Annotated in this window: 22 protein-coding genes; 9 read left to right on the forward strand and 13 right to left on the reverse strand. The window is 72.1% G+C overall.

The features are described 5' to 3' along the window. Positions 1 to 208: 208 nt before the first annotated feature. Both VMF51_RS05720 and VMF51_RS05725 read right to left on the reverse strand, forming a co-directional pair. Positions 209 to 2,296 (reverse strand): molybdopterin oxidoreductase family protein, encoded by a 2,088-nt coding sequence (locus tag VMF51_RS05720; RefSeq protein WP_325473446.1) that lies wholly within the window; start codon positions 2,294 to 2,296, stop codon positions 209 to 211. A 6-nt stretch (positions 2,297 to 2,302) separates the two neighbouring features. Continuing rightward, a complete protein-coding gene (locus tag VMF51_RS05725; protein ID WP_325473447.1) occupies positions 2,303 to 3,814 on the reverse strand; it encodes a nitrate/nitrite transporter in 1,512 nt (503 codons plus the stop codon). Positions 3,815 to 4,204: 390 nt separating this feature from the next. Between VMF51_RS05725 and VMF51_RS05730 the strand changes: the two genes are divergently transcribed. The 5 genes from VMF51_RS05730 to VMF51_RS05750 all read left to right on the forward strand — a co-directional run bounded on the left by VMF51_RS05730 (position 4,205) and on the right by VMF51_RS05750 (position 10,169). Beyond that, on the forward strand, positions 4,205 to 4,564 hold the full coding sequence (locus tag VMF51_RS05730; protein WP_325473448.1) for a DUF485 domain-containing protein: 360 nt from the start codon (positions 4,205 to 4,207) through the stop codon (positions 4,562 to 4,564). A 1-nt stretch (position 4,565) separates the two neighbouring features. Next, the gene (locus tag VMF51_RS05735; protein ID WP_325473449.1) at positions 4,566 to 6,182 is read left to right on the forward strand and encodes a cation acetate symporter; all 1,617 of its coding nucleotides are present in this window, start codon (positions 4,566 to 4,568) and stop codon (positions 6,180 to 6,182) included. A gap of 76 nt (positions 6,183 to 6,258) precedes the next feature. Further along, positions 6,259 to 8,223, forward strand: a complete 1,965-nt coding sequence (gene acs, locus VMF51_RS05740) for an acetate--CoA ligase (RefSeq protein WP_325473450.1) — start codon at positions 6,259 to 6,261, stop codon at positions 8,221 to 8,223. A gap of 170 nt (positions 8,224 to 8,393) precedes the next feature. Beyond that, complete coding sequence (nhaA, locus tag VMF51_RS05745; protein WP_325473451.1) at positions 8,394 to 9,710, forward strand: Na+/H+ antiporter NhaA; 1,317 nt, start codon at positions 8,394 to 8,396, stop codon at positions 9,708 to 9,710. Between the two features lie 45 nt (positions 9,711 to 9,755). Further along, positions 9,756 to 10,169, forward strand: a complete 414-nt coding sequence (locus tag VMF51_RS05750; protein WP_325473452.1) for a phage holin family protein — start codon at positions 9,756 to 9,758, stop codon at positions 10,167 to 10,169. Between the two features lie 126 nt (positions 10,170 to 10,295). Here the strand turns inward: VMF51_RS05750 and VMF51_RS05755 are convergent, their stop codons facing one another. From VMF51_RS05755 to nth, 4 genes are read right to left on the reverse strand one after another with little or no spacing between them, the layout of a single operon-like run. Further along, positions 10,296 to 11,471, reverse strand: a complete 1,176-nt coding sequence (locus VMF51_RS05755) for a MarP family serine protease (RefSeq protein ID WP_325473453.1) — start codon at positions 11,469 to 11,471, stop codon at positions 10,296 to 10,298. Then, entirely contained in the window at positions 11,468 to 12,193 is a 726-nt protein-coding gene (locus VMF51_RS05760) for a CoA pyrophosphatase (protein WP_325473454.1), read from the reverse strand. The genes VMF51_RS05755 and VMF51_RS05760 overlap by 4 nt, the downstream gene beginning before the upstream one ends. After that, positions 12,190 to 12,786, reverse strand: coding sequence for a TlpA disulfide reductase family protein (locus VMF51_RS05765; protein WP_325473455.1), 597 nt, complete (start codon positions 12,784 to 12,786; stop codon positions 12,190 to 12,192). The genes VMF51_RS05760 and VMF51_RS05765 overlap by 4 nt, the downstream gene beginning before the upstream one ends. Beyond that, positions 12,783 to 13,499 (reverse strand): endonuclease III, encoded by a 717-nt coding sequence (gene nth, locus VMF51_RS05770; RefSeq protein ID WP_325473456.1) that lies wholly within the window; start codon positions 13,497 to 13,499, stop codon positions 12,783 to 12,785. Before nth ends, VMF51_RS05765 begins: the two co-directional genes overlap by 4 nt. Positions 13,500 to 13,658: 159 nt before the next feature. Here nth and VMF51_RS05775 point away from each other — a divergent pair, with 159 nt between their 5' ends. Continuing rightward, positions 13,659 to 14,336, forward strand: a complete 678-nt coding sequence (locus tag VMF51_RS05775) for a Crp/Fnr family transcriptional regulator (protein WP_090854061.1) — start codon at positions 13,659 to 13,661, stop codon at positions 14,334 to 14,336. An 87-nt stretch (positions 14,337 to 14,423) separates the two neighbouring features. Here VMF51_RS05775 and VMF51_RS05780 read toward each other — a convergent pair whose 3' ends face one another. The 3 genes from VMF51_RS05780 to VMF51_RS05790 all read right to left on the reverse strand — a co-directional run bounded on the left by VMF51_RS05780 (position 14,424) and on the right by VMF51_RS05790 (position 19,158). Further along, on the reverse strand, positions 14,424 to 16,025 hold the full coding sequence (locus VMF51_RS05780) for a glycosyltransferase (RefSeq protein ID WP_325473457.1): 1,602 nt from the start codon (positions 16,023 to 16,025) through the stop codon (positions 14,424 to 14,426). Continuing rightward, entirely contained in the window at positions 16,022 to 17,869 is a 1,848-nt protein-coding gene (locus VMF51_RS05785; RefSeq protein ID WP_325473458.1) for a fibronectin type III domain-containing protein, read from the reverse strand. The genes VMF51_RS05780 and VMF51_RS05785 overlap by 4 nt, the downstream gene beginning before the upstream one ends. A gap of 74 nt (positions 17,870 to 17,943) precedes the next feature. Then, on the reverse strand, positions 17,944 to 19,158 hold the full coding sequence (locus VMF51_RS05790) for an Ig-like domain-containing protein (protein WP_325473459.1): 1,215 nt from the start codon (positions 19,156 to 19,158) through the stop codon (positions 17,944 to 17,946). Positions 19,159 to 19,272: 114 nt separating this feature from the next. On the opposite strand from VMF51_RS05790, the gene VMF51_RS05795 reads away from it, so the two are divergent. After that, positions 19,273 to 20,586, forward strand: coding sequence for a nucleotide sugar dehydrogenase (locus VMF51_RS05795; RefSeq protein WP_325473460.1), 1,314 nt, complete (start codon positions 19,273 to 19,275; stop codon positions 20,584 to 20,586). Between the two features lie 274 nt (positions 20,587 to 20,860). On the opposite strand, the gene VMF51_RS05800 is transcribed toward VMF51_RS05795, so the two are convergent. The 4 genes from VMF51_RS05800 to VMF51_RS05815 are packed head-to-tail and all read right to left on the reverse strand — an operon-like array spanning position 20,861 to position 23,184. Further along, positions 20,861 to 21,700 carry an MBL fold metallo-hydrolase gene (locus tag VMF51_RS05800; protein ID WP_325473461.1) on the reverse strand — a complete coding sequence of 280 codons (840 nt, stop codon included), beginning with the start codon at positions 21,698 to 21,700 and terminating at the stop codon, positions 20,861 to 20,863. After that, entirely contained in the window at positions 21,697 to 22,563 is an 867-nt protein-coding gene (locus VMF51_RS05805) for an NUDIX hydrolase (protein WP_325473462.1), read from the reverse strand. Before VMF51_RS05805 ends, VMF51_RS05800 begins: the two co-directional genes overlap by 4 nt. 2 nt (positions 22,564 to 22,565) lie before the next feature. After that, positions 22,566 to 23,024: a RidA family protein gene (locus tag VMF51_RS05810; RefSeq protein WP_325473463.1), complete on the reverse strand. Its 459-nt coding sequence runs from the start codon at positions 23,022 to 23,024 to the stop codon at positions 22,566 to 22,568. 1 nt (position 23,025) lies between these two features. Next, positions 23,026 to 23,184, reverse strand: coding sequence for a DUF4177 domain-containing protein (locus VMF51_RS05815; protein ID WP_325473464.1), 159 nt, complete (start codon positions 23,182 to 23,184; stop codon positions 23,026 to 23,028). 94 nt (positions 23,185 to 23,278) lie between these two features. On the opposite strand from VMF51_RS05815, the gene VMF51_RS05820 reads away from it, so the two are divergent. After that, on the forward strand, positions 23,279 to 24,433 hold the full coding sequence (locus VMF51_RS05820; protein ID WP_325473465.1) for a sensor histidine kinase: 1,155 nt from the start codon (positions 23,279 to 23,281) through the stop codon (positions 24,431 to 24,433). Between the two features lie 8 nt (positions 24,434 to 24,441). Then, complete coding sequence (locus VMF51_RS05825; RefSeq protein ID WP_325473466.1) at positions 24,442 to 25,107, forward strand: response regulator transcription factor; 666 nt, start codon at positions 24,442 to 24,444, stop codon at positions 25,105 to 25,107. Positions 25,108 to 25,661: the final 554 nt, after the last annotated feature.

The raw sequence follows: 25,661 nt of genomic DNA on the forward strand, positions 1-25,661 counted from the left end.
CTCGACCACCGGGCACCGGAGGTCGAGCAGCGAACGGACGAAGTCCTGAGCGACCGTCGAGACCCGTCTCGCCGACCACCCACCCAGACCACCGTCACCTGCACGCTGCGGGGGTCTCGACGGACATTCGTCGCTGGCGCTCCTCACTGCTCGACCACCAGCCCCGGGGGCCGAGCAGCGAACGGACGAAGTCCCGCCGTACGCCGACCTAGACCACCCTCACCTGCACGCTGCGGGAGTCTCGACGTTCGACCACCGCGGAAACCGCGGCGGCGCAGACCTTGAACTCCGGCATCCGGCTGGCGGGGTCGAGGGCGTCGTTGGTGAGCCGGTTCGCGCCGACCCAGTGGAAGGGCACGAAGACCGTGTCGGGGCGGATCGTGGTGACGACCCGGGCGGGCGCCTTCAGCTCGCCGCGGCGGGTGGCGACGACGATCGGGTCGCCGTCGCGGGCGCCGATCCGGTCGGCCAACATGGGGTGCAGCTCGACGAACGTGCCGTCGTCGGGGAGGTCGCGGACGCGGCGGGTCTGCGCGCCGGACTGGTACTGCGCGAGCACCCGGCCCGTCGTCAGGTGCACCGGGTACGACGCGTCCGGCTGCTCGGCGGCGCCGAGGTGGTCGACGTCGACGAAGCGCGCCCGACCGTCGGGGGTGGCGAAGCGGTCGGCGAAGAGCCGCGGCGTACCCGGGTGCTCCGGCGTCGGGCACGGCCAGAAGACGCCGTCCTCGGCGCGGATCCGCTCGTAGCTGATGCCGGCGTAGTCGGCTCGCCCGCCCGCGGACGCCCGCCGCAGCTCGGCGAAGACCTCCTCGGGGTCGGTCGGGAACGCGGCGGTCGAGCCGAGCCGCTCGGCCAGGCCGGCCATCACGTCGAGGTCGCTGCGCACCCCCTCGGGTGGCGCGACGGCCCGCTCGCGCAGGATCACCCGTCCCTCGAGGTTGGTCATGGTGCCGGACTCCTCGGCCCACTGCGTGACCGGGAGTACGACGTCCGCCAGCGCGGCCGTCTCGCTCAGCACGATGTCGGCCACGACGAGCAGCTCGAGCGCGGCCAGCCGCTCCGTGACGTGGGTGGCGTTCGGCGCGGAGACGACGATGTTGCTGCCGAAGACGAGCAACGCGGACGACCCGTCCTCGCGGCCCAGCGAGTCGAGGAGCTCGTACGCCGAGAGCCCCTTGCCCGGCAGCGTCTCCGGCTCGACGCCCCAGACCCGGGCGACGTGCTCGCGGGCGGCCGGGTCGTCGATCATCCGGTAGCCGGGGAGCTGGTCGGACTTCTGGCCGTGCTCGCGTCCGCCCTGCCCGTTGCCCTGGCCGGTCAGGCAGCCGTAGCCCGCGTGCGGGCGTCCCGGCATGCCCAGCGCGAGCGCCACGTTCAGCCAGCCCAGCACGGTCGCGGTGCCCTGGCGGTGCTGCTCGGCGCCCCGGGCGGTCAGGACGGTGACCGTCCCCGCGCCGGCGAGCAGCTCGCCCAATCGCCGCAATTGCGGCGCTTCGACACCGGTCACCCGCTCGACCCGCTCCGGCCACCACGCCGCGGCGGTCCGCCGTACGTCGTCGAAGCCGGTCGTGCGCGAGGCGAGGTACTCCTCGTCGACGGCGCCCGCCGCGTCGAGCAGGTGCAGGACACCGAGGGCGAGCGCGAGGTCGGTGCCGGGCACCGGCTGCAGGAAGGTGTCGGCTCGGTCCGCGGTCGGCGTACGACGCGGGTCGATCACCACGACGTGTCCGCCGCGCTCGCGCAGCCGGTCCAGGTGCCGCGCGGCCGGCGGCATGGTCTCGGCGAGGTTGGAGCCGACCAGCACCAGTACGTCGGTGCCCTCGATGTCGGCCAGCGGGAACGGCAGCCCCCGGTCGATCCCGAACGCCTGGTTGCCGGCCGTCGCGGCCGACGACATGCACCAGCGGCCGTTGTAGTCGATCCGGCTGGTGCCCAGCGCGGCGCGGGCGAGCTTGCCGAGCAGGTAGGCCTTCTCGTTGGTCAGCCCGCCACCGCCGAAGATCGCGACCGTGTCCCGACCGCGCTCGGCCTGCAGCCGTCGTACGCCGTCGGCGACGACGTCGAGCGCCTCGTCCCACGACGCGGCCCGCAGCTCGCCCGTCGCCTGGTCGCGCAGCAGCGGCGTGGTCAGTCGTTCCCGGCTGCCGCGCAGGCCGGTCGCCGTCCAGCCCTTGCGACACAGCGCGCCCTCGTTGACCGGGAAGTCGCGCGCCCGCACCTCGAGCGCGCGGCCCTCACGGGCGAGGGTCATGCCGCACTGCAGGGAGCAGTAGGGGCAGTGGGTGTCGGTCAACGTCGCTCAGATCCCGGCGTTGGCAAGGCTGGTCGCCGCCTTGGCGGGCGCCGGCTTGCGGAGGAAGACCGCCCAGGTCACGACCGCGCAGACGACGTAGAAGCCGGTGAAGATCACGAACGCGCCCTTGGTCGCCTCCATCGGCTGCTCCACCCACGGGGAGCTGAAGGCGATCGGGATCAGGAAGCCGCCGACCGCACCGACGGCGCCGATGACGCCGATCGCGGCCGAGGACTTCTTGGTGCCGGCGTGCAGGGCGGCCGCCCGCTCCGGGGTGCCGGCCGTCGTGGCGCGCTCGGCCTGGGTGCGGAAGATCGCCGGGATCATCTTGTACGTCGACCCGTTGCCGATGCCGGTCGCGGCGAAGATGCACAGGAAGAAGGCCAGGAACCACGGGAACCAGGACTGATTGTCGTCGGCGATCGCGGGGCTCTGCGTGGGGTTCGGGGTCAGCTGGGTGAGCGTCCACAGGACCGCCAGGGTGGCGACGATCATCCCGGCGAACGCGCCGAGGGTGACCCGCGCGCCGCCGTACTTGTCGGCCAACCAGCCGCCGAACGGTCGGGTCGCGGAGCCGACGAGCGCGCCGAGGAAGGCGAAGTACGCGAAGTAGATGCCGGTACCGAGCGGCGCCGGCTCGGGCACCCAGAAGTTGAGCTTGATCAGCAGCGGCATCGCGGCCGAGTAGCCGATGAACGAGCCGAACGTGCCGATGTAGAGGAACGCCATCACCCAGGTCTGCCTCTCGCGGACGACCGCCAGCTGCTCGCGCGGCTTCGACTGCGCGGAGGTGAGGTTGTCCATGCAGAGGTACGCCGCGAGCGTCGCCACCACCGCGAGGGCGGCGTACACGTAGGCGGCCCGCTCCAGGTGGATCCCGCCGTCGCTGGCCTGGACCATGCCGAAGATGCCCGCGCCGCCGACGATGACCGGCAGGAAGAGCTGGATCAGCGCGACGCCCAGGTTGCCGCCGGCGGCGTTGAGGCCGAGGGCGGCGCCCTTCTTCGCGGCGGGGTAGAAGAAGTTGATGTTGGCCATCGAGCTGGCGAAGTTGCCCCCGCCGAGGCCGGCCGTCGCGGCGATCAGGCAGAACAGCCAGAACGGCGTGTCCGGGTTCTGCACCGCGACCGCGAAGCCGAGCGTCGGGATCAGCAGCAGCGCGGCGCTGGCCATCGTCCAGTTGCGCCCGCCGAACTTCGGCACGGCGAAGGTGTACGGCAGCCGCAGCAGCGACCCCACCAGGTTGGGCAGCGCGATGAGCAGGAACAGCTGCTGCGGGCTGTAGCTGAAGCCCATCGACACCAGGAACGCCGAGCTCACGCTCCAGATCAGCCACACCGAGAACCCGAGATGCTCGGCGAAGATCGACCAGACCAGGTTGCGCCGGGCCACCCTCCGCCCGGTCGTCTCCCAGAACTCCGGCTCCTCGGGGCGCCAGTCGTCGATCCAACGTCCGGTACGGCGGGCGGGCGCCGCCGACGTCGCGGACGTCACGGGGCGGCTGTCGGTCACGGTCATGTCGAGGCTCCCTGAGAGGTCGAGGTGTCCTCAGCCTCGGAGCCGGGCGTAACACCGGCGGCCTGTCGCCGTACCGATGTCGTCAACTTCTCCTCACGGCCTCACACCCCACGCTGGTTGAGGTGCGAGCGGAGCGAGCCTCGAAACCCGGTGAGACACACGTCGGCCTCGGCTCGGGCTGCTTCTCTGCTCACCGGGTTTCGAGGCTCAGGACTTCGTCCTTCGCACCTCGACCAGCGTTCGGGGCCGCGACCGCTCGTCGTACGAGATCGACCGCTGGGCGACGTACGCCGTCCGCTGGGCGACGTGCGCGCGCACACCTCTCACGACGCGGATGCGCCCGCTCCTACCGTGACGGCGATCACATCGCTTCTCGGAGAGGGGAACCTCGTGACGACCCACGACCACGACCCGGACCAGGCCGCGCGCCACGATCCGGTGTACGACGAGCTGCACGCGCGTCCGGAGTTCACCGAGCTGCGGCGTCTCTACCGCGGCTTCGTGTTCCCCGCGACGGTGGCCTTCCTGTCCTGGTACCTGCTGTACGTCGTCATGTCGAACTGGGCGGGCGACTTCATGAGCAAGCAGGTCTTCGGCAACATCAACGTCGCCCTGATCTTCGGGCTGCTGCAGTTCGTGACCACGTTCCTGCTGGCCTGGCTCTACTCCCGCTACTCCACCTCCAAGCTCGACCCGCTCGCCAAGGTGATCGACGACGAGTACCGCGCGACGAAGGCGAAGGGGCACTGACATGGACCACCAGGTGCTCACCACCGTCCTGTTCCTCGCCGTCGTCGCGCTGACCGTCGGCATCACCTTCTGGGCCAGCCGGCAGACATCCGGCACCGCCGACTTCTACGCCGGCGGCCGCTCCTTCTCCGGGATCCAGAACGGCCTGGCGATCGGCGGCGACTACATGTCGGCGGCGTCGTTCCTCGGCATCTCCGGCGCCATCGCGCTCTCCGGGTACGACGGCTTCCTCTACTCGATCGGCTTCCTGGTCGCCTGGCTGGTGGCCCTGCTGCTCGTCGCGGAGATGCTGCGCAACTCGGGTCGCTACACGATGGCCGACCAGCTGGCGTACCGGATGAGGCAGCGCCCGGTCCGGATGGCGGCGGCGACCTCGACCGTGGTCGTCTCGATCTTCTACCTGCTGGCGCAGATGGTCGGCGCGGGTGCGCTGGTCACCCTGCTGCTCGACGTCGACAGCCAGGCCACCAAGAACCTCGTGATCGTCGCCGTCGGCGCCCTGATGGTCTTCTACGTGACCGTCGGCGGCATGAAGGGCACGACGTGGGTGCAGATCGTCAAGGCCGTGCTGCTGATGACCGGCTCGGCGCTGATCGTCGTCCTGGTGCTCGCGAAGTTCGACTTCAACCTCTCCGAGCTACTCGGCACGGCGGCCGACAACTCCGGTGCCGGTCAGGCGTTCCTCGAGCCCGGACTGAAGTACGGCGCCACGCTGACCAGCAAGATCGACTTCCTCAGCCTCGGCATCGCCCTGGTCCTCGGTACGGCGGGCCTCCCGCACATCCTGATCCGCTTCTACACCGTCCCGACCTCGCGTGACGCGCGGAAGTCGGTGCTCTGGGCGATCGGCCTGATCGGCGTGTTCTACCTGTTCACGCTGGTGCTCGGCTTCGGTGCGGCCGCCCTGCTCGACACCTCCACGCTGGACGCGGCCGGCAACCTGGCCTCGCCGAAGCTCGCCGAGGAGGTCGGCGGAGGCGCCGGCTCGACCGGAGGGGCCATCCTGCTGGCGCTGATCGCGGCCGTGGCGTTCGCGACCATCCTCGCGGTGGTCGCCGGACTCGTGCTGACGTCGTCGGCCTCGGTGGCGCACGACATCTACAACAACGTCATCAAGAAGGGGAAGGCCACCGAGCAGGAGGAGATCCGGATGACGCGGTTCGCCGCCGCCGGCATCGGCCTGGTGGCGATCCTGCTGGCCATCCCGGCGCAGAACCTGAACATCGCGTTCCTGGTGGCCCTGGCCTTCGCCATCGCGGCGTCGGCCAACCTGCCGGCGATCGTCTACAACATGTTCTGGCGGCGCTTCAACACCCGCGGCGCCACGTGGAGCATCTACGGCGGCCTGGGCTCGGCGCTGATCCTGGTGTTCTTCTCTCCGGTCGTCTCCGGCAAGGGCGAGGACGCCGCGGGCAAGAACCTGTCGCTGCTGCCCACCAGCATCGACATCTCGTGGTTCCCGCTGGAGAACCCCGGCATCATCTCGATCCCGCTGGGCTTCCTCGCCGGCTACCTCGGCACCATCTCGAGCCGCGAGCCGACGGCCGAGGAGCGCTACACCGAGCTCGAGGTCCGCGCCCTGTCCGGGGCGGGCGCCGAGCAAGCCATCACCCACTGACCGACCCTGGCCCCCGCCACTAGTGTGGCGGGGGCCACCCCATTTCTGCCGATCCCGTGACGATCCAGGAGCGAACGTGAGCGACGAGACCCTGTCGAACCTGCTGAAGGAGGACCGGCGGTTCGAGCCGCCGGCCGAGCTGGCAGCCAACGCCAACCTCACCGAGGAGGCCTACGCGCGGGCGGCCGCGGACCGTGAGGGGTTCTGGGCCGAGCAGGCCGAGCGGCTGTCCTGGGACCGGAAGTGGGACACCGTCCTGGACTGGACCAACCCCCCGTTCGCGAAGTGGTTCGTCGGCGGCCGACTGAACGCGGCGTACAACTGCGTCGACCGCCACGTCGAGGCCGGCAACGGCGACAAGGTCGCCTTCCACTGGGTCGGCGAGCCGGTCGACGACAAGCGCACCATCACCTACGCCCAGCTCAAGGACGAGGTCAGCCAGGCCGCGAACGCGCTCACCTCGTTGGGCGTGCGTGCCGGGGACCGGGTCGCGATCTACCTGCCGATGATCCCCGAGACCGTCGTCGCGATGCTGGCCTGCGCCCGCATCGGCGCCCCCCACACCGTGGTCTTCGGCGGGTTCTCCTCCGACGCGCTCGCCTCCCGGCTCACCGACTGCCACGCCAAGGTCGTCATCACCGCCGACGGCGGCTACCGCCGCGGCGCCCCCTCCGCGCTCAAGCCCGCCGTCGACGAGGCGCGGACCAAGACCGACGTAGTGGAGAGGGTCCTCGTCGTACGACGCACCGGCCAGGACGTCGAGTGGGACGACTCCGTCGACGTGTGGTGGCACGAGTCGGTGGAGCAGGCCTCGACCGAGCACGAGCTGGAGTTCTTCGACGCCGAGCACCCGCTCTACGTCATGTACACCTCCGGCACCACCGGCAAGCCCAAGGGCATCCTGCACACCACCGGCGGCTACCTCGCCGGCAGCGCCTACACGCACTGGGCCGTCTTCGACCTCAAGCCCGAGACCGACGTCTACTGGTGCACCGCCGACATCGGCTGGGTCACCGGCCACTCCTACATCGTCTACGGCCCCCTCGCCAACGGCACCACCCAGGTGCTCTACGAGGGCACTCCGGACTCCCCCGAACGGGGCCGGTGGTGGCAGATCATCGAGGAGTACGGCGTCACGATCTTCTACACCGCCCCGACCGCGATCCGCTCGTTCATGAAGCAGGGCCGCGAGATCCCCGACCAGCGCGACATGTCCTCACTGCGGCTCCTGGGCTCGGTCGGCGAGCCCATCAACCCCGAGGCCTACGTCTGGTACCGCGAGGTGATCGGCGGAGGCCGCACCCCCGTGGTCGACACCTGGTGGCAGACCGAGACCGGCGCGATCATGATCAGCCCCCTGCCCGGCGTCACCCACGGCAAGCCCGGCTCCGCGATGATCCCCATCCCCGGTGTCGCCGCCGACGTCGTCACCGAGGAGGGCGAGTCGGTGCCCAACGGCTCCGGCGGCTACCTCGTCCTCACCGAACCCTGGCCCTCCATGCTGCGCACCATCTGGGGCGACGACGACCGCTTCAAGGACACCTACTGGTCCCGCTACGCCAAGCAGGGGTGGTACTTCGCCGGCGACGGCGCCAAGAAGGACGACGACGGCGACCTGTGGGTCCTCGGCCGCGTCGACGACGTCATGAACGTCTCCGGCCACCGCCTCTCCACCACCGAGATCGAGTCCGCCCTCGTCTCCCACCCCAAGGTCGCCGAAGCCGCCGTCGTCGGCGCCAAGGACGAAGACACCGGCCAGGCCGTCTGCGCCTTCGTCATCCTGCGCGACGAGGCCGGTGACGGCGGCGCCGACATCGTCGAGGAACTGCGCAACCACGTCCGCAAGGAGATCGGCGCGATCGCCAAGCCCCGACAGATCATGATCGTCCCCGAGCTCCCCAAGACCCGCTCCGGCAAGATCATGCGCCGCCTGCTCCGCGACGTCGCCGAGCACCGCGAGATCGGCGACGTCACCACCCTCGCCGACAGCTCCGTCATGAACCTCATCTCCGACGGCCTGGCCACCAAGCCCGAGGACTGACACCCCACCCCCATCCCCATCCCCACGCCGAGCCGGCGTGAGTTTGGTGCCGAGCCGGCGCGAGTTCGCGCCGGCTCGGCACCGAACTCACGCCGGCTCGGCGGTAGGGTCAGGGGTGGTGTGCCGGGAAGTCTGGTCGGCTTCTCTGTCGCCGACCCCTCAGGAGCACCGTGTCCCCCACCCGTCGCCTGTTCAGCCGCGGCTCGTTCCCCGAAGCCTCGCGCATCACCGAGATCCTGCGCGCCGAGACCACCGGCGGCCTGCTGCTGATCGTCGGCGCGCTGATCGCGATCGTCTGGTCGAACACCGCCTTCTCCGAGGCGTACGAGAACCTCCGCGACCTGCGGATCGGCCCGGAGGCCCTCCATCTGAACCTCACCCTCGGCACCTGGGCGGCCGACGGGCTGCTGGCCATCTTCTTCTTCGTCGCCGGACTGGAGCTGAAGCGCGAGTTCGTCGCGGGTGACCTGCGCGATCCCCGCCGCGCCGCACTGCCCGTAGTCGCGGCGGTCGGCGGGATGGCGATGCCTGCCGTGGTCTACGTCCTGTGGAACCTCGGCTCCAGCGGCGACCTCGCCGGCTGGGCGATCCCGACCGCCACCGACATCGCGTTCGCCGTCGCGATCCTGGCCGTGATCAGCACGCACCTCCCGAGCGGGCTGCGGACGTTCCTGCTGACCCTCGCCGTCGTCGACGACCTGCTGGCCATCACCATCATCGCGATCTTCTACACCGACCACCTGCGGCCGTCGTACCTCCTCCTCGCGCTGGTGCCGATCGCGCTCTTCGCCGTCCTGGTGCAGCGGCGGATCCGCTCCGGGTGGCTGCTGATCCCGCTGGCCGTCCTGGCCTGGGTGCTGGTGCACGAGTCGGGCGTGCACGCCACGGTCGCCGGGGTGCTGCTGGGCTTCACCGTGCCGGTGCTGCGCAGCGAGTCGGCCGGCGGGCCGGAGGCGGGTCCCGGCCTGGCCGAGCACTTCGAGCACCTGGTCAGGCCGATCTCGGCGGGGGTCGCCGTACCCGTCTTCGCGTTCTTCGCCGCCGGCGTCGACGTGGGCGGGCTCGACGGGCTGAGAAGTGCGCTCACCGACCCGATCGCCCTCGGCATCGTGACCGGGCTGGTCGTGGGCAAGACCCTCGGCATCGCCGGCTCGACCTGGCTGCTCGCGACCTTCACCCGCGCGGACCTCGACGAGGACCTGTCCTGGGTCGACGTCATCGGCATGGCGATGCTCGCCGGCATCGGGTTCACCGTCTCCCTGCTCATCGGCGAGCTCGCGTTCGGGAGCGGTACGCCGCAGGACGAGCACGCGAAGGTCGGCGTACTCGTCGGGTCGCTGGTCGCGACGCTGCTCGCGACCGTGGTGCTGCGCAGCCGCAACCGGGTCTACCGTCGACTGCACGAGGAGGAGATGCTGGATCTGGACGCGGACGGGGTACCCGACGTCTACCAGCGCGACGAACGCCGGGAGCAGCCCGGCTTGTAGGGTCTGCACGACCAGCGCAACCGCACCAGCAGGGGGACTGCCCGCATGGCCACCGAACCCGTCCAGGCACCCAGCAAGGACGACCCCACCATCGGTCGCCTCGTCGCCGACGCGAGCCGCGACATCTCGACGCTGATCTCCAAGGAGATCGAGCTCGCGAAGTCCGAGCTGAAGGTCAGCGTCAAGGCCGGCGGCCTGGGCGTCGCGATGTTCGCCGCGGCCGCCTTCGTCGCCGTGCTCGCCATCATCATGTTCTCGGTGGCGCTCGCCTACTTCATCAACTGGAACGGCCAGGGGCTCAGCCTGCACTGGGCGTTCCTGATCGTCTTCGCCCTCTACCTCGGGATCGCCGCGCTGCTGGTCTTCATCGGCGTGAAGAAGGTCAAGCAGGTCGGGCCGCCCGAGAAGGCGATCGAACAGGGCCGCGAGATCCCCAAGGCGTTCAAGGGCATGGCCTGACGTACGACGGACCCGGTGGGGGCTGCTTGTCGGCTCACGGGGTTTCGAGGCTCACCCGCTAGCGCGGCTTCGCACCTCAACCAGCGTGGGGCCACCCGCTAGCGCGGCTTCGCACCTCAACCAGCGTCAGCCGGCGCACTCGCCGGTCGAGACCTCGCTGCTGCGGGCGCGGCCCTCGGCCGCGGTGTCGGCGACCTGCGCAGCGGTGAGGGCGTAGCCGGTGTCCTTGTCGGTGACCGAGGCGGCGAACACCACGCCGACGACGTCGCCGTCGCGCTCGACGATCGGACCGCCGGAGTTGCCGGGACGGACGAGCCCGCGCAGGGAGAAGACCTCGCGGATGACCGAGCCGCGGCCGTAGATGTCGGGGGACCGCAGCCGCTGCTCGGCCCGGATCCGGGCGGCCTGCGCGTCGTACGGGCCGTCCTGGGGGTAGCCCAGGATCACGACCGGGTCGCCCGCCTGGGCACCCTGGTCGAAGCGGAGCGTGGCCCGGCCCTGCGCGTCGAGCTGCAGCACGGCGAGGTCGAGCTGCGGGTCGTAGAGCACGACCGTGGCGGGGACCGACTCCTCGCCGAGCAGCACCTCGGGATCGTCGACGCCGGCGACCACGTGGGCGTTGGTGATCAGCCGGTCCTCGGCGTACAGGAAGCCGGTGCCCTCGACGCCGCGGCCGCAGCGGTTCGTGGCCCGGACCTTCAGCACGCTCTCCTGGGCGACGCGCACGCGGCGCTTCTCCAGCAGCTTGCTGTCGCCCGGCGCGACCTCGACGATCCGCTCGGGGGCGAACGGCTCGAGGTAGCGCGGGAAGAAGCTGGTGCCGACGACGTCGTTGAAGGTGCTCAGCACGCCGGGCGCCGACTGCGGCAGCACGCTGTTGACCTTGGCGAGCACCGTCGACTCGCGGACCATCGGGGTGACCTGGCCGATCCGGCTGCCGGAGACGGCGACGCCGAGCGCCCACGCGACGAGCAGCACGGCGGCCGCGCTGAGCAACGCACCGCCGACGGCGTCGATGGCCCGGATCGGCTGCCAGGTGATCCGGTTGCGGATCCTCGCGCCGACGAACTGGAACAGCGCCTGGCCGAGCGACGCCGCGAGGATCACGATGAACAGCGCGCCCAGCGAGACCCACGTCGAGGGAGAGGCCTCCCCCAGCGCGACCGGCGCGAGCCAGACCCCGAACAGGCCTCCGAGCAGCAGCCCCGCAGTCGCGAAGGCGCCTGTGATGAAGCCCTGCCAGTAGCCGGAGAGGGCGTAGGCGACGACCAGGGCCACCAGCAGCCAGTCCAGCAGGTTCATGCCGGCTCCTCGCCGTCGTCCTCGTCGTGCTCGATGTCCAGCATCCCGGCGCGGGCGTTGCGCTGGGCGCGCGAGTCACCGGCCAGCATGTACGCCGGGAGGTCGCGGACGCGCGCATCGTCCCACGGGCGCGACCACCCGAGGTAGTCGAACAGACGCGTGATGATCCCGCCCGTGAAACCCCAGAGGATGACGTCCTTGTCTGGACCGATCATGAAGCCGGGGCTGACGTAGCCGCTGGGGTGGCGCACGGAGACCCGGTGCTCGGGGTCGAGGAGCTCGCTGATCGGGGCATGGTGGATCGCGTGCACCTCGGCGCGGCTGACCACCTCGGCACCGCCGGGCTCGCGCCACCAGCCGAGGACCGGCGTGACGGCGAAGTTGCTCGGCGGCAGCCACAGCTCGGGCAGCAGGCCGAAGACCTCGACCGACGACGGCGCGACACCGACCTCCTCCTCGGCCTCGCGCAGCGCGGCCTCGACGACCCCCTCGCCCGGGTCGAGGGAACCGCCCGGGAAGGACACCTGGCCCGGATGGGAACGCATGTCGTGGGCGCGCTCGGTCAGCAGCAGCTCGGCTCCCGTCGGGCCCTCGCTGAACAGCATGAGTACGGCGCCGCGCCGGGCGTCGGATCCCTCGGGCGGCACGAACCGGGTCAGGTGGCTCGCCTCGATCGTCTCAGCCGCCTCCCGCACGGGGACCAGCCAGTCGGGAAGGGTCACAGCTTGATCCCCAGCTTCGCGTCGACCAGCTCGACCAGCTCCTCGACCGAGTCGATGCCGCCCGCCGTCATCTCCACCTCGCCGTCGGCGGTGAGGAAGGCGAAGGCGGGATAGCCACGGGGGCGGATCTCGGTGCCGCTGATGTCGTCACCGGGGTCGGCCAGCTGCGGGTACGTGGCTCCGGTCGTCCGAGCCAGCTCGAGGGCGAACTCGGGGTAGATGTCCTTCGTGACGCCGACGACCGGCACCTGGTCGCCGTACCGCTCGTGGAACTCCTGGATGGCCGGCATCTCCTCGCGGCACGGCCCGCACGCGGCGTACCAGAAGTTGACGATCAGCGGCCCCTGCAGCGAGGCCAGGTCGACGTCGGGTCCGCCACCCAGGCAGGCCAGGGTGAGCTCCGGCAGTGCGCCGTCGGTGCCCTCGCCCGGCACGCAGGTCTCGACGCCGATCTCCTGCTTCAGCGCGCGCAGCTCGGGGGTGTCGACATCGACGCGCGACGGCCCCGCGGAGCCCGCCGGGCCGGAGTCGTCGTCCGTGCACCCGGTCGCCAGGAGCAGCAGCACCGCCGCCCCGGCCAGCAGCCGCCTCATGCACGGCCCTCGGTCTTGACGAGCTTGGCCGCGACCTCCGGATCGGTGGGGCCGGCGCCGTACGCCGGGCACCAGCGCGCGACCGGGCACGCCCCACAGGCCGGCTTCTGGCTGTGGCAGCGGCGCCGGCCGTGCCAGATCAGGTGGTGGCTGAGCATCGTCCAGTCGCGCTTGGGGAACAGCGCGCCGACGGCGTGCTCGACCTTGACCGGGTCGGTCTCCTCGGTCCAGCCGAAGCGTCGGGCCAGGCGGCCGAAGTGGGTGTCGACGGTGATGCCGGGGACGTCGAAGGCGTTGCCGAGCACGACGTTGGCGGTCTTGCGGCCGACGCCGGGCAGCTTGACCAGGTCGGCGAGGCGCGGCGGTACCTGGCCGTCGTGGTCCTCGACCAGCGCGGCGCTCAGCTTGAGCAGCGACTCGGTCTTGGCGCGGAAGAACCCGAGCGGCCCGACGATGCCCTCCAGCGTCGTGCGGTCGGCGGCCGCCATCGCCTTCGCGTCGGGGTACGCGGCGAACAGGGTCGGCCGCACCGCGTTGACCCGCTTGTCGGTCGTCTGCGCCGAGAGGACGGTCACGACCAGCAGCTGGAACGGGTCGTCGAAGTCGAGCTCGCAGCGGGCGTCGGGATAGGTCTCCGCGAGCACCCGGTCGATCTTGCGCGCCCGGCGGACCAGGCTCGTGTCGGGCTTCACGGGCAGGGGGGTCGCGGGCACGGGTTCAGGGTACGGCGACCCACCGACGGTGCCGTCGTCCCCGCGCACCGCCGACTCGCGGCCCCGGTGTCGCCTGTGAGATAAACCACTGGCTAGGATCTACCGCTGGAACGCCTTTGCGCAGGTGAGGGCCGCCGTACCCGTCAACCAGGAGGACCCGTGGACAACGACGTACTGCGTCAGGCGCCGCTGTTCAGCGCCCTCGACGACGAGGCCGCCACCGCGCTGCGTGCGTCGATGGCCGAGAACCGGCTGCGGCGCGGCGACGTGCTGTTCCACGAGGGCGACTCGGGCGACAAGCTCTACATCGTCCTCGACGGCAAGGTGAAGCTCGGCCGCACCTCGTCCGACGGCCGCGAGAACCTGCTCGCGATCCTCGGCCCCGGCCAGATGTTCGGCGAGCTGTCGCTCTTCGACCCGGGTCCGCGCTCCGCGACCGTCACCGCCGTCACCGACGCCGCCTTCGCCTCGCTCTCCCACGAGGACCTGCTGCGCTGGCTCGAGGGCCGGCCCGTCGTGGCCCGCGGTCTCCTCGCCCAGCTCGCCGGCCGGCTCCGCAAGGCCAACGACGTCGTCGCCGACCTGGTCTTCTCCGACGTCCCCGGCCGCGTCGCCAAGGCGCTGCTCGACCTCGCCGACCGCTTCGGCCGCACCGCCGACGACGGCGTGCACGTGCACCACGACCTGACTCAGGAGGAGCTGGCCCAGCTGGTCGGCGCCTCCCGTGAGACGGTCAACAAGGCGCTCGCCGACTTCGCCTCGCGGGGTTGGCTGCGGCTGGAGCCGCGCTCGGTCGTGATCATGGACGTCGAGCGGTTGGCGCGCCGGGCTCGCTGAGGCTCGCGCGGGCGAACCTGTCCGACGGCCGCAGTTGCGGCCCTGGGACACGCCGCAGCCGTACGGCGACCCACGGGCCGGCGCGACCTAGCGCCAGAACACCCACCACAGCACCGGCAGCGCCGAGGCCGGGACCGCGAGTACGCCGATGACCCAGTCGCGGCGGGTGGCGGCGTCCCAGTCGGGGACGGGCTCGCGCTCGGCGACAGCCACGTCGCCCGCTGACGCAACCGGCTGGGTCCGCGTGCCGGGCTCGCAGAGCAGCGGCAGGCCGCAGTCGCCGGGCTCGCCGACGACCTCGGCGACCGCGAGCGGCTCGCCCTCGCCGGTGATGGACGACGCGCGGGTGCCCCACGAGGTGTTGCGCTGGGTCAGCATCGCCCAGTAGATCTGCCAGCTGATCACCGCCGAGTAGGCGAACGCGAAGGCGATGCCGCCCCACCAGTGCGGGCTGCGCTTCACGCCGGCGTACAGCAGCCCGTAGAGGACGGCGACGACCTGCAGGCCGATCAGGTACAGCCAGGGCGAGCCACCGAGGAACACCGGCCGGATCACCAGCAGGTGCAGCGCGACGAGCGGACCGAGGAGCTGGAAGGCGACGCTGGCGTACACGGCGAACGACGCGAGCAGCGGCCACCGCCAGGCGAAGCGGACGACGTAGAGGGTCTCGCGCAGCCAGGACTTCTTCCAGCGCAGCTGCTGGCGCAGGAAGGCCCGCCACCGGTCGGGCACGAGCGTCGCGCTGACCGCGGTCGACTGGTAGCGCACCTCGAGCCCGCGGCGCAGCAGCGCGTTGGTGAGCGCGCGGTCGTCGCCGAAGGTCGCCTCCTGGCCGAGGAAGCGCTGGTTCTCCCACTCGGGGAGGACGTCGAGCAGGTCGGAGCGGCGGTACGCCGAGAAGCAGCCCGACGCGCAGGTGACCGCGCCGTACCGCGACTCGGCCGCCTTGATGACGCGGAACGCCGCGAAGTAGCGGACCTGCTGCAGCCGGGTGAGCAGGTTGGTGCCGGGGTTCTGGACGTCGGCCTGCCCGGTCACCGCGCCGACCCGGCCGGCCGCGTCGCCGAGGAACGGCTTGACCAGCTCGCGCAGCGCCTGCGGCTCCAGGACGGAGTCGGAGTCGACGAAGACGACCAGGTCGGCGCCGTCGGCGGCGCGTACGGCGGCGGCCATCGCCGCGCGCTTGCCCCGGTTGCGGGAGAACCGGATGCCGTCCAGGAGCGGGTGCCGGACCGCGCTGGCGCGGATCCGCGCCCAGGTCTGGTCGGTGGAGCCGTCGTCCACGACGACCACCCGCAGCTTCTCGGCCGGGTAGTCGACCCGGAACAGCGCGTCGATGGTGTCCTCGACGTGTGCCTCCTCGTTGAACGCGGGCACGGCGATCACCAGCGTCGGGAGGTCGGCGTCGGGCACCGTCGTGCGGTCCGGGCGGTAGAGCGCGGCGAGCCCCACCCGGGTGAGCAGGTACGCCGCCAGCACGTAGGCGTAGACCCGCAGCACCATGCTCGTCGCCAGCGCGTCGCCGACCTTCAGCGACAGCACGAAGACGAGCAGCGCGGCGGCGTACCCGACGACGGTCAGCCGCCACAGCACGTGCGCCCCACGGACCCGCCCGGACGACGGCGGCGACGACGGCGCGGCCGGCGCCGGGACGGCCGAGGCGACCTCGGGCTCGAGGATGGCGGTCACGAGGCACTCCCCTGCAGCTCGGCGAGACTCCAGATGCTCTGGTCCTCGCGGCCCAGCCGCCAGAACCCGAGACTCCAGCCGGCCGACGCGGCGAGCGCGGCACGCTGCTGGATGGTGCGCCGGTCGACGTACCAGAGCACCCGCTGGGCGCCCGGCGCGACCGGGTCGTCGACGGTCAGGACGTTCTCGGCCGACTCCTCGTCGAAGACGTTCGAGGTGAACTCGCCGAAGGCGGAGACAACCTGCTGGTGCTCACGCGTGGTAGCAGCGCGGTTCAGGCAGACCCAGTCCACGACGAGGGTGCCCGATCCGGGAACCCCCTCGTACGACGTCCGCGCGCGGGCGGTGCGCGAGGGCACCGGGCAGACCGGCGCGGTCGGGTACGCCGATCCCGGCCAGGCGATCCGGTCGGTGCGGACCACGGTCTCCGACCAGTCCATCGCGTACAGGTTGGTGCCGAGCGTCAGCTTCTCGACGAGCTCGGGGCGGTCCGCCAGCAGGTCGTGGTAGTAGTCGACGACCGCGGAGAGCCAGCGCAGGTCGGCCACCGGGCCGGACTCGCTGGTCGACCAGTGCAGGCCCCAGGCCATCACCCAGAGCTCGTCGGCGGCGGCCAGCAGCCGCGGGTAGTCGAAGAGGTACGCCCGCGGCCGGACCGTGCTCCGCGAGCCCGAGTCGGAGCAGTAGACCGTCGCTCGGGTGAGCGGGTCGGTCGCGGTGCACCAGTTCGCGGAGACCGCGACGGAGACCAGGCCGCCGTCGGCGTGCACGAGCTCGGAGATCCGCTCGACGTAGGCGCTGTAGCCGTCGCGGATCGCGTCCCAGCGCTCCTGCTTGGTCAGCGTGCCGGTGCCGACGGTCGGCATGCTCATCTCGAGGTCGAGGCTGGCGCCGTCGTACCCGCCCTCGCGGACGATGGCGGCGACCTGCTCGGCGCCCCGGTTGCGACGCACGGGGTCGGTCAGCAGCGCCTCGATGACGCCCGGGTCCTCGGAGTGGAAGCGCGGCATGACGCGCACCCCGCGGTCCTGGAACCAGGTCGTGAGCGCGGGCCGGCCGGTCCCGGAGACGTCGCCGTGACGGGTCAGCTCGAAGAAGGTCGGGAAGACGCGGTCCAGCTGCCGGTAGTGGCGCTGCGCGTCGGCGAAGGACGCGTCGTCGGTGGTGAGCACGAACGAGCGGTTGTCGCCGGTCGACTGCGGGGGCAGGGTCGTGGCGACGCGGAGGGTGACCGGCGCCGACAGGTTGCCCGCGCGGTCGCGGGCCCGGACGGAGAACGTGTACGTCGTGCTGGCGCGCAGGTTGCGGGCGACGTACGCCCTGCCGGTCGCGCCGCCGAGCACGACGCCGTCGCGGTAGACGAGGTAGCCGGTGACGCCGACCTTGTCGCGCGCGGGCTTCCAGGCGAGCCCGACCTCGCTGCCGGTGCGGGAGGTGGCGACCAGCCCGGTGGGCGCGGTCGGCGGGGTCTTGTCGAGGCAGGCGCGGGTACGCAGCCGGGCGCTCGGCGACGGGGTGGAGCGGCGGCCGCGGCGGTCGACGGCCACGGCGCTCAGGACGTAGGTGCGGCCGCAGGCGAGCGACACCGGCACCCGAGAGGTACGGCGGCTGCGCGCGACCGTCTTGCCGCCCGCCTTGATCCGATAGCTGACCCGGCCGGAGCCCTTCGAGCGGCCGAAGTCGACCACGGCGCCGGACTGCGTCACGGTCGCAACGGTGAGCGGACCCGGTCGGGCGGGCCGTGCGGACCGCGCGGCCTCGGCCGGAGCGGTCAGGCCCGGCAGCAGGCTGACGACGAGGGCGGCGACCACGGAGGCGACCCCGGTGACGGCGAAGGAGGGCACGAGCGAGCTCCTGGGAGTGGGTCTGCCCCGGGGGTTCGCACCCCCGGGGCAGCCGGGACGGACGAGTGGGTCGCTCAGCGCTTGCGCGCCGGCTTCTTCACGTTGACGGTGAACTTGACCGGCTTGCCGGTCGAGACACCGTCGGTCGGCCGCAGGGTGAAGGTGTCCTTGCCGGAGAAGCCCTTCTTGGCGACGTAGGTCCACTTGCCGCCCTTGGAGACGAGCTTGCCCTTCTTGGGCTTGGCGGCCACGACCACCTTGACGGCGTCACGGTCGCCGTCGGTGCAGGTGAGCTTGAAGGGGACCTTGGTCGCCTTGGAGCGGCCGGCGGAGCGGGCGCTCAGCTTGACCTTGGCCTTGCAGGACGGGATGGCGTTGGTGACCTGGACGGCGAAGGCGGCCGGCGCGGAGGCGACGAGGCCGTCGGTCGCGCCGAGGGAGAACACGTCCTTGCCGACGTAGCCCGCGGCCGGGCGGTAGGTGGCCGTGGTGCCGGCGACGGTGACGGTGCCGTGCTGGGCCTTCGCCACGACCGACCGGGTCAGCGTGTCGCCGTCGACGTCGACGCAGGAGACCGGGAAGGACACGGCGCGGCCGTGGGTGGTCCGGACGGCGCCGGGAGCGCACGTCGGCGCGGCGTTGGTCACGGTGACCGCGACGGCGGCCGGCTCGGACAGCAGGTCGCCGTCGGTGGCGACCAGGGTGAAGGCGTCCGCGCCGGTGTAGCCCGGGGCGGGGGTGTAGACGGCCTTGCCGGCGACGATCGCGACGTTGCCGTGCGCGGCGCCCGTCGTACCCGTCTGGATCTGCAGGGTGTCGCCGTCGGGGTCGGAGCACACGAGCGGGACGGTCAGGGTGGCGTTGTGCCGGACCGACTGCGGGGCCACGGTCGCGCAGACCGGCCGGTCGTTCTCGATGGTGACGACGGCGGTGGTGACCGGGCTCTCGGCGAGGTCCTCGACGACCGCCTTGAAGGTGAACGTGTCGGTGCCGACGGCGTTCGCCTTCGGCTGGTAGGTCACCTCGCCCGTGGCGGCGTCGAGGTCGAAGGTCTCGGCCTTCGTCGGTGCGGAGACCACGACGTACTCGTCGACGGCGTCGCCGTTCGAGTCCTCGCAGTGCAGCTGGTGGGTGGTCTCCTGGGTGCGGGAGGCCTCGAACTGGGCGGACGAGCAGATGATCGAGTACGACGGGCTGGCCGCCAGGGCGGGGGTACCCGCGGCGAGCAGACCGAGCACGGTCACGGCGGTGGTGCCGAGTCCGATGCGACGAGCCGAGACTGAAGTCATGGGAGTTCTCTCCTGGGAATGGGGGTTCCCCGGTGTTGTCGGCCCGAGCGGCGTGCGCCTGAGGAGATCGGCGGATTCGCTCAGGACCGGTCCGGCAGGACCGATGCCGTAGCCATGTCGCAGACCCAGGAGCGTCCCACCGCTGCCGCCGCACCCGTGGCGGCCGGCCCTCGGACCGACAGCGCCACGCTCGGCGTCGTCGGCCTGGGGTACGTCGGCCTGCCGACCGCCCTCGCGTACGTCGCGGGCGGCGGGCGGGTCATCGGGTACGACGTCAGCGAGCCGCGGCGTACCGCGATCGCGCACGGCGAGGTCGACCTGCTCCCCCGCGACCTCGACCGGCTGGCCGCGCTGCAGGGCGACGACCGGCTGGTCGTGACGGGCGACGCCGAGCGGCTCGCCGAGGCCGACGCGATCATCGTCTGCGTGCCGACCCCGGTCGACCACCACCTGACCCCCGACCTGACCGCGCTGCGTGCCGCCTGCCGGGTCGTCGTCGAGCGCGCCCGTCCCGGTCAGCTGCTGGTCCTGACGTCGACGACGTACGTCGGCACCACCCGCGACCTGCTCGACGGCCCGCTGCGCGAGCGCGGTCTGGTGCCCGGCGTGGACGTGCACGTGGCGTTCTCGCCCGAGCGCATCGACCCCGCCAACGTCGACTTCCCGGTCGAGGCCACGCCGCGGGTCGTCGGCGGGCTCACTCCGGCCTGCACCCGGAGCGCGGCGGACGTGCTGCGTCGTACGGCGCCGGTCGTGCACGAGGTCAGCTCGCCCGAGGTCGCGGAGATGACCAAGCTGCACGAGAACACCTTCCGCGCGGTCAACATCGCCTACGTCAACGAGATGGCCGACGTGTGCCAGCGCCTCGGCCTCGACGTCACCGAGGTGATCGGGGCGGCGGCGACCAAGCCGTACGGCTTCATGCCGTTCAACCCCGGCCCCGGCGTCGGCGGGCACTGCATCCCCTGCGACCCGCACTACCTGCTGTGGCAGCTGCGCGCGGACCGGGCCGAGGCACCGGTCGTGGACGCCACCATGCGCGCCATCGCCGCCCGTCCCGGCCGGGTCGTGCAGCGCGGCCGCGAGGTGCTGGCCGAGGCGGGCATCCCGCTGGCCGGCGCGCAGGTGCTGGTCGTCGGCGTCTCGTACAAGCCGGGCGTCGCCGACGTCCGCGAGTCCCCCGCGCTGGAGATCATCGAGCGGTTCCGGCGCGGCGGCGCCGAGGTGTCGTACGTCGACCCGTACGTCGACCACGTCGCCCTCGAGGACGGCCTGCTGGCGGGCACCGACCACCCGTGGCGCCGCGCCTGGGACCTCGTCCTCGTGCACACCCTGCACCCGGGCGAGGACGTCCACTGGCTCTCCCACGCGAGCCGGGTCCTGGACGCGACGTACCGCCTCCCCACCGGGGTCGGCACCCGCGTCTGACCGTCCCCCGCCGGTTGAGGTGCGAAGGACGAAGTCCTGAGCCTCGAAACCCGGCGAGTCAACCGACAGCCTCGATCAGCGCCACCTCTCGGCAAGACCGGTTTCGAGGCTCGCTCCGCTCACACCTCAACCAGCGTCGATGACCGCTGGTTGAGGCGCGAAGGACGAAGTCCTGAGCCTCGAAACCCGCTCCAACCGGCAAGACGGGTTTCGAGGCTCGCTCCGCTCGCACCTCAACCAGCGTCCCTCGACGCTGGTTGAGGTGCGAGGAGCGCTAGCGACGAGCCTCGAAACCCGGTGAGCCGGCGAGATACGCCAACTGGGCGCGGACGGACATCTCGGCGGCGAACCACACCGACTGGTCGACGTCGGCGTACACGACCTCGACGACGCGGCGGGGCAGGGTGTCGTCCTCGGCGAGCTCGGGGGTGAGGGGTACGGCGAGCTCGCGGAGCGCGGACTCGACCTGGCCGAGCCGCTCGCGGCGGTGCACCAGGTAGTGGTCGAGCACGGCGCCGGCGTCGTCGAGCACGGGACCGTGCGCGGGCCAGATCGCCTCGACCTCGCCGGCGGCGACCAGCGCGCGCATCTTCTCGATCGAGTCGAAGTAGGGACCGAGCTGGCCGTCGGGGTGGGCGACGACCGTCGTACCGCGGCCGAGGACCATGTCGCCGGAGAGCAGCGCCTTCTGCGCCGGCAGCACGAGCGAGATGGAGTCGGCGGTGTGGCCGGGCGTCGTGACGACCCGCAGCGCCAGTCCGTCGACGTCGAGGAGCTCGCCGTCGGCGACCGGGTCCGCGCGGAAGCAGTACGCCGGGTCGAACGCGCGGACCGCGCAGCCCTTGGCCTCGGCGAACGCGACCGCCACCTCGGAGTGGTCGAAGTGGTGGTGGGTGAGCAGCACCAGGCCGACCTCGCCGGTCTCCTCGACCAGCCGGTCGAGGTGTCCGTCCTCGACCGGACCGGGGTCGATCACGATGGCGCGGGCGGCGCCGTCGGAGGAGGGCTCGCGCAGCACCCAGGTGTTGGTGCCGTCGAGCGTCATCACGCCGGGGTTGGGCGCGAGCAGGCACTCCGCGCGCGGCGGGAATTCGCCGCCCGACCAGGGGGTCACCCGCGGCGTTCCTTCAGCAGCGGCCGGAGCCGGTCGGGCATGGAGAGGGTCCAACCGTCGCCGAGCGGCTCGACGCTCGGCGTGAACATCTCCACGCTCCGCCCGGCCGCCACGTCGAGCACCTCCGCCGGGGAGGCGTGGGTGCCGATCTCGAGGCTGGTGAGGTACGTCGGCGGCATCAGCGCGAGCTCGCCCGCCTCGGCCTGGTCGGCGGCGACCCGGGCCGGGAGCCAGGTCACCGAGGACGACTCCGTCGACACGTCGCGGGTGCGCTGGCCCTCGGGCAGCAGGGCGACGAAGAACCAGGTGCGGAACCGCTTCGGCTCGAAGATCGGCGTCAGCCAGGCGTCCCAGACGCCGAGCAGGTCGGTGCGCAGCACCAGCCCGCGACGGTTCAGGAAGTCGGTCATCGCCAGCTCGCGCGACTCCAGGGCGACCCGGTCGGCCTCCCAGTCGGGGCCGGTGGTGTCGGCCACGACGGTCGTCGCGGAGGTGCCGGCGAGCAGCACCCCGGACTCCTCGAAGGTCTCCCGCACCGCTGCGGCGACCAGGGCGCGGGCGGTCTCCTCGTCGCAGTGCAGGCGCGCGGCCCACTCGGCGGGCGATGGTCCCGCCCAGCCGACGGTGGCGTCGAAGTCGCGCGGGTCCACGCCGCCGCCCGGGTAGACGCACATGCCCCCGGCGAAGTCCATCGTCACGTGGCGACGCATGTAGTAGACCTCGGGTCCCTGCTCCGAGGGACGCATGAGGACGACGGTCGCGGCGTCGCGCGGCTCGACCGGCGTACGGCGGCCGTCGTCGTACTCCTGCGCGACGGCGACGATCTTCTCGGGCAGCGGGACGGGGGGCAGCGGGATGCGCACCCTCAGACTTCTACCAGGATCTCCACCTCGACGGGGGCGTCGAGTGGGAGCGCCGGGACTCCGACCGCGGAGCGGGCGTGGACGCCCGCGTCGCCGAAGACCTTGCCGAGCAGCTCGGAGGCGCCGTTGGCGACGCCGGGCTGGCCGGTGAAGTCGGGCGTGGAGGCCACGAACGCGACCACCTTCACCACGCGCTTCACCTGCGACAGGTCGCCGAGGACGCTGCGCACGGCCGCGATCGCGTTGAGCGCGCACTGCTGGGCGCACGCGTAGGCCTCCTCCGCGGAGACCTCGCCGCCGACCTTGCCGACCGTCATCAGCTCGCCCGAGCGCATCGGCAGCTGGCCCGAGGTGAAGACCTGGTTGCCCGAGCGGACCGCCGGGACGTACGCCGCCACCGGGGCCGGCACCTCGGGGATGCTCAGGCCCAGCTCGGCCAGGCGCTCCTCCGGGGTGGGCATCTCAGCCCTCCAGCGGGCGCTTGAAGTAGCCCACGAGGTTCTCCGGGCTCATGCCGGGCGCGATCTGCACCAGCTCCCACCCGTCGGAGCCGAAGTTGTCGAGGATCTGCTTGGCCGCGTGCGTGAGGATCGGCGCGGTGAGGTACTCCCACTTGGTCATGGCGCCGACCCTACTCCGGGCCGATGCCGCCCTCCCCGCACGTCATCCCCCGGTCTGACGCGCCGGCCGGACCCGCCCCTCTACCGTGGTCCTCGTGGATCCGGAGCGGCAGCCGTGGCGGCTGGACGAGCGCCGCCGGCGCTGGTTCGACCTGGGCCTGGTCGGCGTCCTGCTGCTGCCGGTGCCGCCGCTCGGCGTCTCCGTCGGGCTCGTGAGCGCCGGCCTCTCCCTGCTCCAGATCGCGCCCCTGGTCGTACGCCGGCGCTGGCCGGTCGCGGTCTTCGCCGCGGTGGCCGTCGCCAGCCTGCTCCAGGCGGTCGTCGTCGACGAGCCCGTGTGGGGCCAGGTCGCGTTCCCGGTCGCGGTCTACTCGGTGGCCCGGTTCTCGCGCGCGCTCCCCGCGGCCGTCGCCCTGGCGGTCGGCATCTGCGGGGCGCTGGTGGCGTCGTACGACTGGCTGCAGGAGTTCGACCAGCTCACGCCGTCGGCGTACGTCTCCTACGTGCTGTTCATCTCCGCGATCGTCGCCACCGCGTGGGCGCTGGGCACGCTCGGGCGCACCCGGGCGGCGTACGTCGCCGCACTGGTCGAGCGCGGCGAGCAGATCCGGCGCGAGGCCGCCCAGCAGGTCGAGCTCGCCGCCGGGGAGGAGCGGTCCCGGATCGCCCGCGAGATGCACGACGTGGTCGCGCACGGGCTGTCGGTGATCGTCGTCCAGGCCGACGGCGCGCGGTACGCCGCCGCCCGGGACCCCGACATCGCGGCACGCACCCTCGAGACGGTCGCCGCGACCGGACGCGAGGCGCTGACCGAGATGCGGCGGATGCTGGGGCTGCTCCGCGCCGGCGACACCGGCACCCGGCCACAGCCGCGGCTCGACGACGTGGCCGTGCTGGTCGCGGAGGCGCAGACCGCCGGCGAGGACGTCGAGGCGACGCTGCCGCCGCCCGACGCGGCCGCGACGGTGCCCGCGGGCGTCGCGCTGACGGCGTACCGCGTGGTCCAGGAAGCGCTCACCAACGTCCGCAAGCACGCCGGGCCCGGTGCGCGGACCCGGGTCGTGGTCAGCGTCGGGCCGGCCATCGAGGTGCTGGTCGAGGACGACGGCCGCGGCGCCGCGAGCGCCGACGACGGCCGCGGGCTCGGGCTGGTCGGCATGCGCGAACGGGTCGCCGTCCACGACGGGACCTTGACGGCCGGACCCCGGCCCGGGGGCGGCTTCCGGGTGTCGGCGAGGCTGCCCCTGTGACTGGAACCGTGAGCGAGCCGATCCGCGTCTTCCTCGTCGACGACCAGCAGATGGTCCGTGCCGGGTTCACGATGCTCGTCGACAGCCAGCCCGACCTGCTGGTGGTCGGCGAGGCGGGCGACGGCGCGGAGGCGCTCGAGCGCCTGGCCGTCACCCGCGCGGACGTCGTACTCATGGACGTGCGGATGCCCCGGATGGACGGCGTCGAGGCGACCCGTCAGCTGGCCGCCCGGCCGGACGCGCCGCGGGTGATCGTGCTGACGACCTTCGACCTCGACGAGTACGCCTTCGCCGCGATCAAGGCCGGCGCCGCGGCGTTCCTGCTCAAGGACGCCGCTCCGCCCGACCTGCTCAACGCGATCCGCTCCGTGTACGCCGGCGACGCCGTCGTCGCGCCCAGCACCACCCGGCGGCTGCTGGAGCACTTCGCCGCCACCCTCCCCGACCCGACTTCCGCCGCCACCGAGGACCAGCGCCTGGCCGGACTCACCGAGCGCGAGCGCGAGGTGCTGGTCCTGATCGGCCGCGGCCTCTCCAACACCGAGCTCGCCGCCCACCTGGTCGTCGCCGAGGCGACCGTGAAGACGCACGTCAGCCGGCTGCTCGCCAAGACCGGCTCGCGCGACCGGGTGCAGCTCGTCGTCCTGGCGTACGAGTCGGGGCTGGTCGGGTAGCGAGTCCGGCCCGATCGACGCCGACTCTCGGCCCACCGGGTTTCGAGGCTCGTCGCTAGCGCTCCTCACACCTCAACCAGCGTGGACGCCGACGACGCTGGTTGAGGTGCGAGGGCCTCCAGGCCCGAGCCTCGAAACCCGTCTTGCCGACCGACGACCACGACCGACGCCGACTCTCGGCCCACCGGGTTTCGAGGCTCGTCGCTGGCGCTCCTCACACCTCAACCAGCGTGGATCTCCTCGTCGCTGGCGCTCCTCACACCTCAACCAGCGTGGACGCCGAGGACGCTGGTTGAGGTGCGAGGGCCGCCAGGCCCGAGCCTCGAAACCCGTCTTGCCGACCGACGGCCCCGATCGACGCAGACTCTCCACCCACCGGGTTTCGAGGCTCGTCGCTAGCGCTCCTCACACCTCAACCAGCGTGGATCTCCTCGTCGCTGGCGCTCCTCACACCTCAACCAGCGTGGACGCCGAGGACTCTGGTTGAGGTGCGAGGGCCGCCAGGCCCGAGCCTCGAAACCCGTCTTGCCGACCGACGACCTCGACCGCTGTCA

Origin of the sequence: Nocardioides sp. (genome assembly GCF_035503875.1) — a bacterium.
Classification (GTDB): Bacteria; Actinomycetota; Actinomycetes; order Propionibacteriales; family Nocardioidaceae; genus Nocardioides.

Bases quoted from the DNA above. Each gene is read 5' to 3' on its own strand.
- VMF51_RS05725 (WP_325473447.1), bottom strand. From the start codon at position 3,814: ATGACCGTGACCGACAGCCGCCCCGTGACGTCCGCGACGTCGGCGGCG.
- VMF51_RS05735 (WP_325473449.1), top strand. From the start codon at position 4,566: ATGGACCACCAGGTGCTCACCACCGTCCTGTTCCTCGCCGTCGTCGCG.
- VMF51_RS05750 (WP_325473452.1), top strand. From the start codon at position 9,756: ATGGCCACCGAACCCGTCCAGGCACCCAGCAAGGACGACCCCACCATC.
- VMF51_RS05755 (WP_325473453.1), bottom strand. From the start codon at position 11,471: ATGAACCTGCTGGACTGGCTGCTGGTGGCCCTGGTCGTCGCCTACGCC.
- VMF51_RS05765 (WP_325473455.1), bottom strand. From the start codon at position 12,786: ATGAGGCGGCTGCTGGCCGGGGCGGCGGTGCTGCTGCTCCTGGCGACC.
- VMF51_RS05790 (WP_325473459.1), bottom strand. From the start codon at position 19,158: ATGACTTCAGTCTCGGCTCGTCGCATCGGACTCGGCACCACCGCCGTG.
- VMF51_RS05795 (WP_325473460.1), top strand. From the start codon at position 19,273: ATGTCGCAGACCCAGGAGCGTCCCACCGCTGCCGCCGCACCCGTGGCG.
- VMF51_RS05810 (WP_325473463.1), bottom strand. From the start codon at position 23,024: ATGCCCACCCCGGAGGAGCGCCTGGCCGAGCTGGGCCTGAGCATCCCC.
- VMF51_RS05815 (WP_325473464.1), bottom strand. From the start codon at position 23,184: ATGACCAAGTGGGAGTACCTCACCGCGCCGATCCTCACGCACGCGGCC.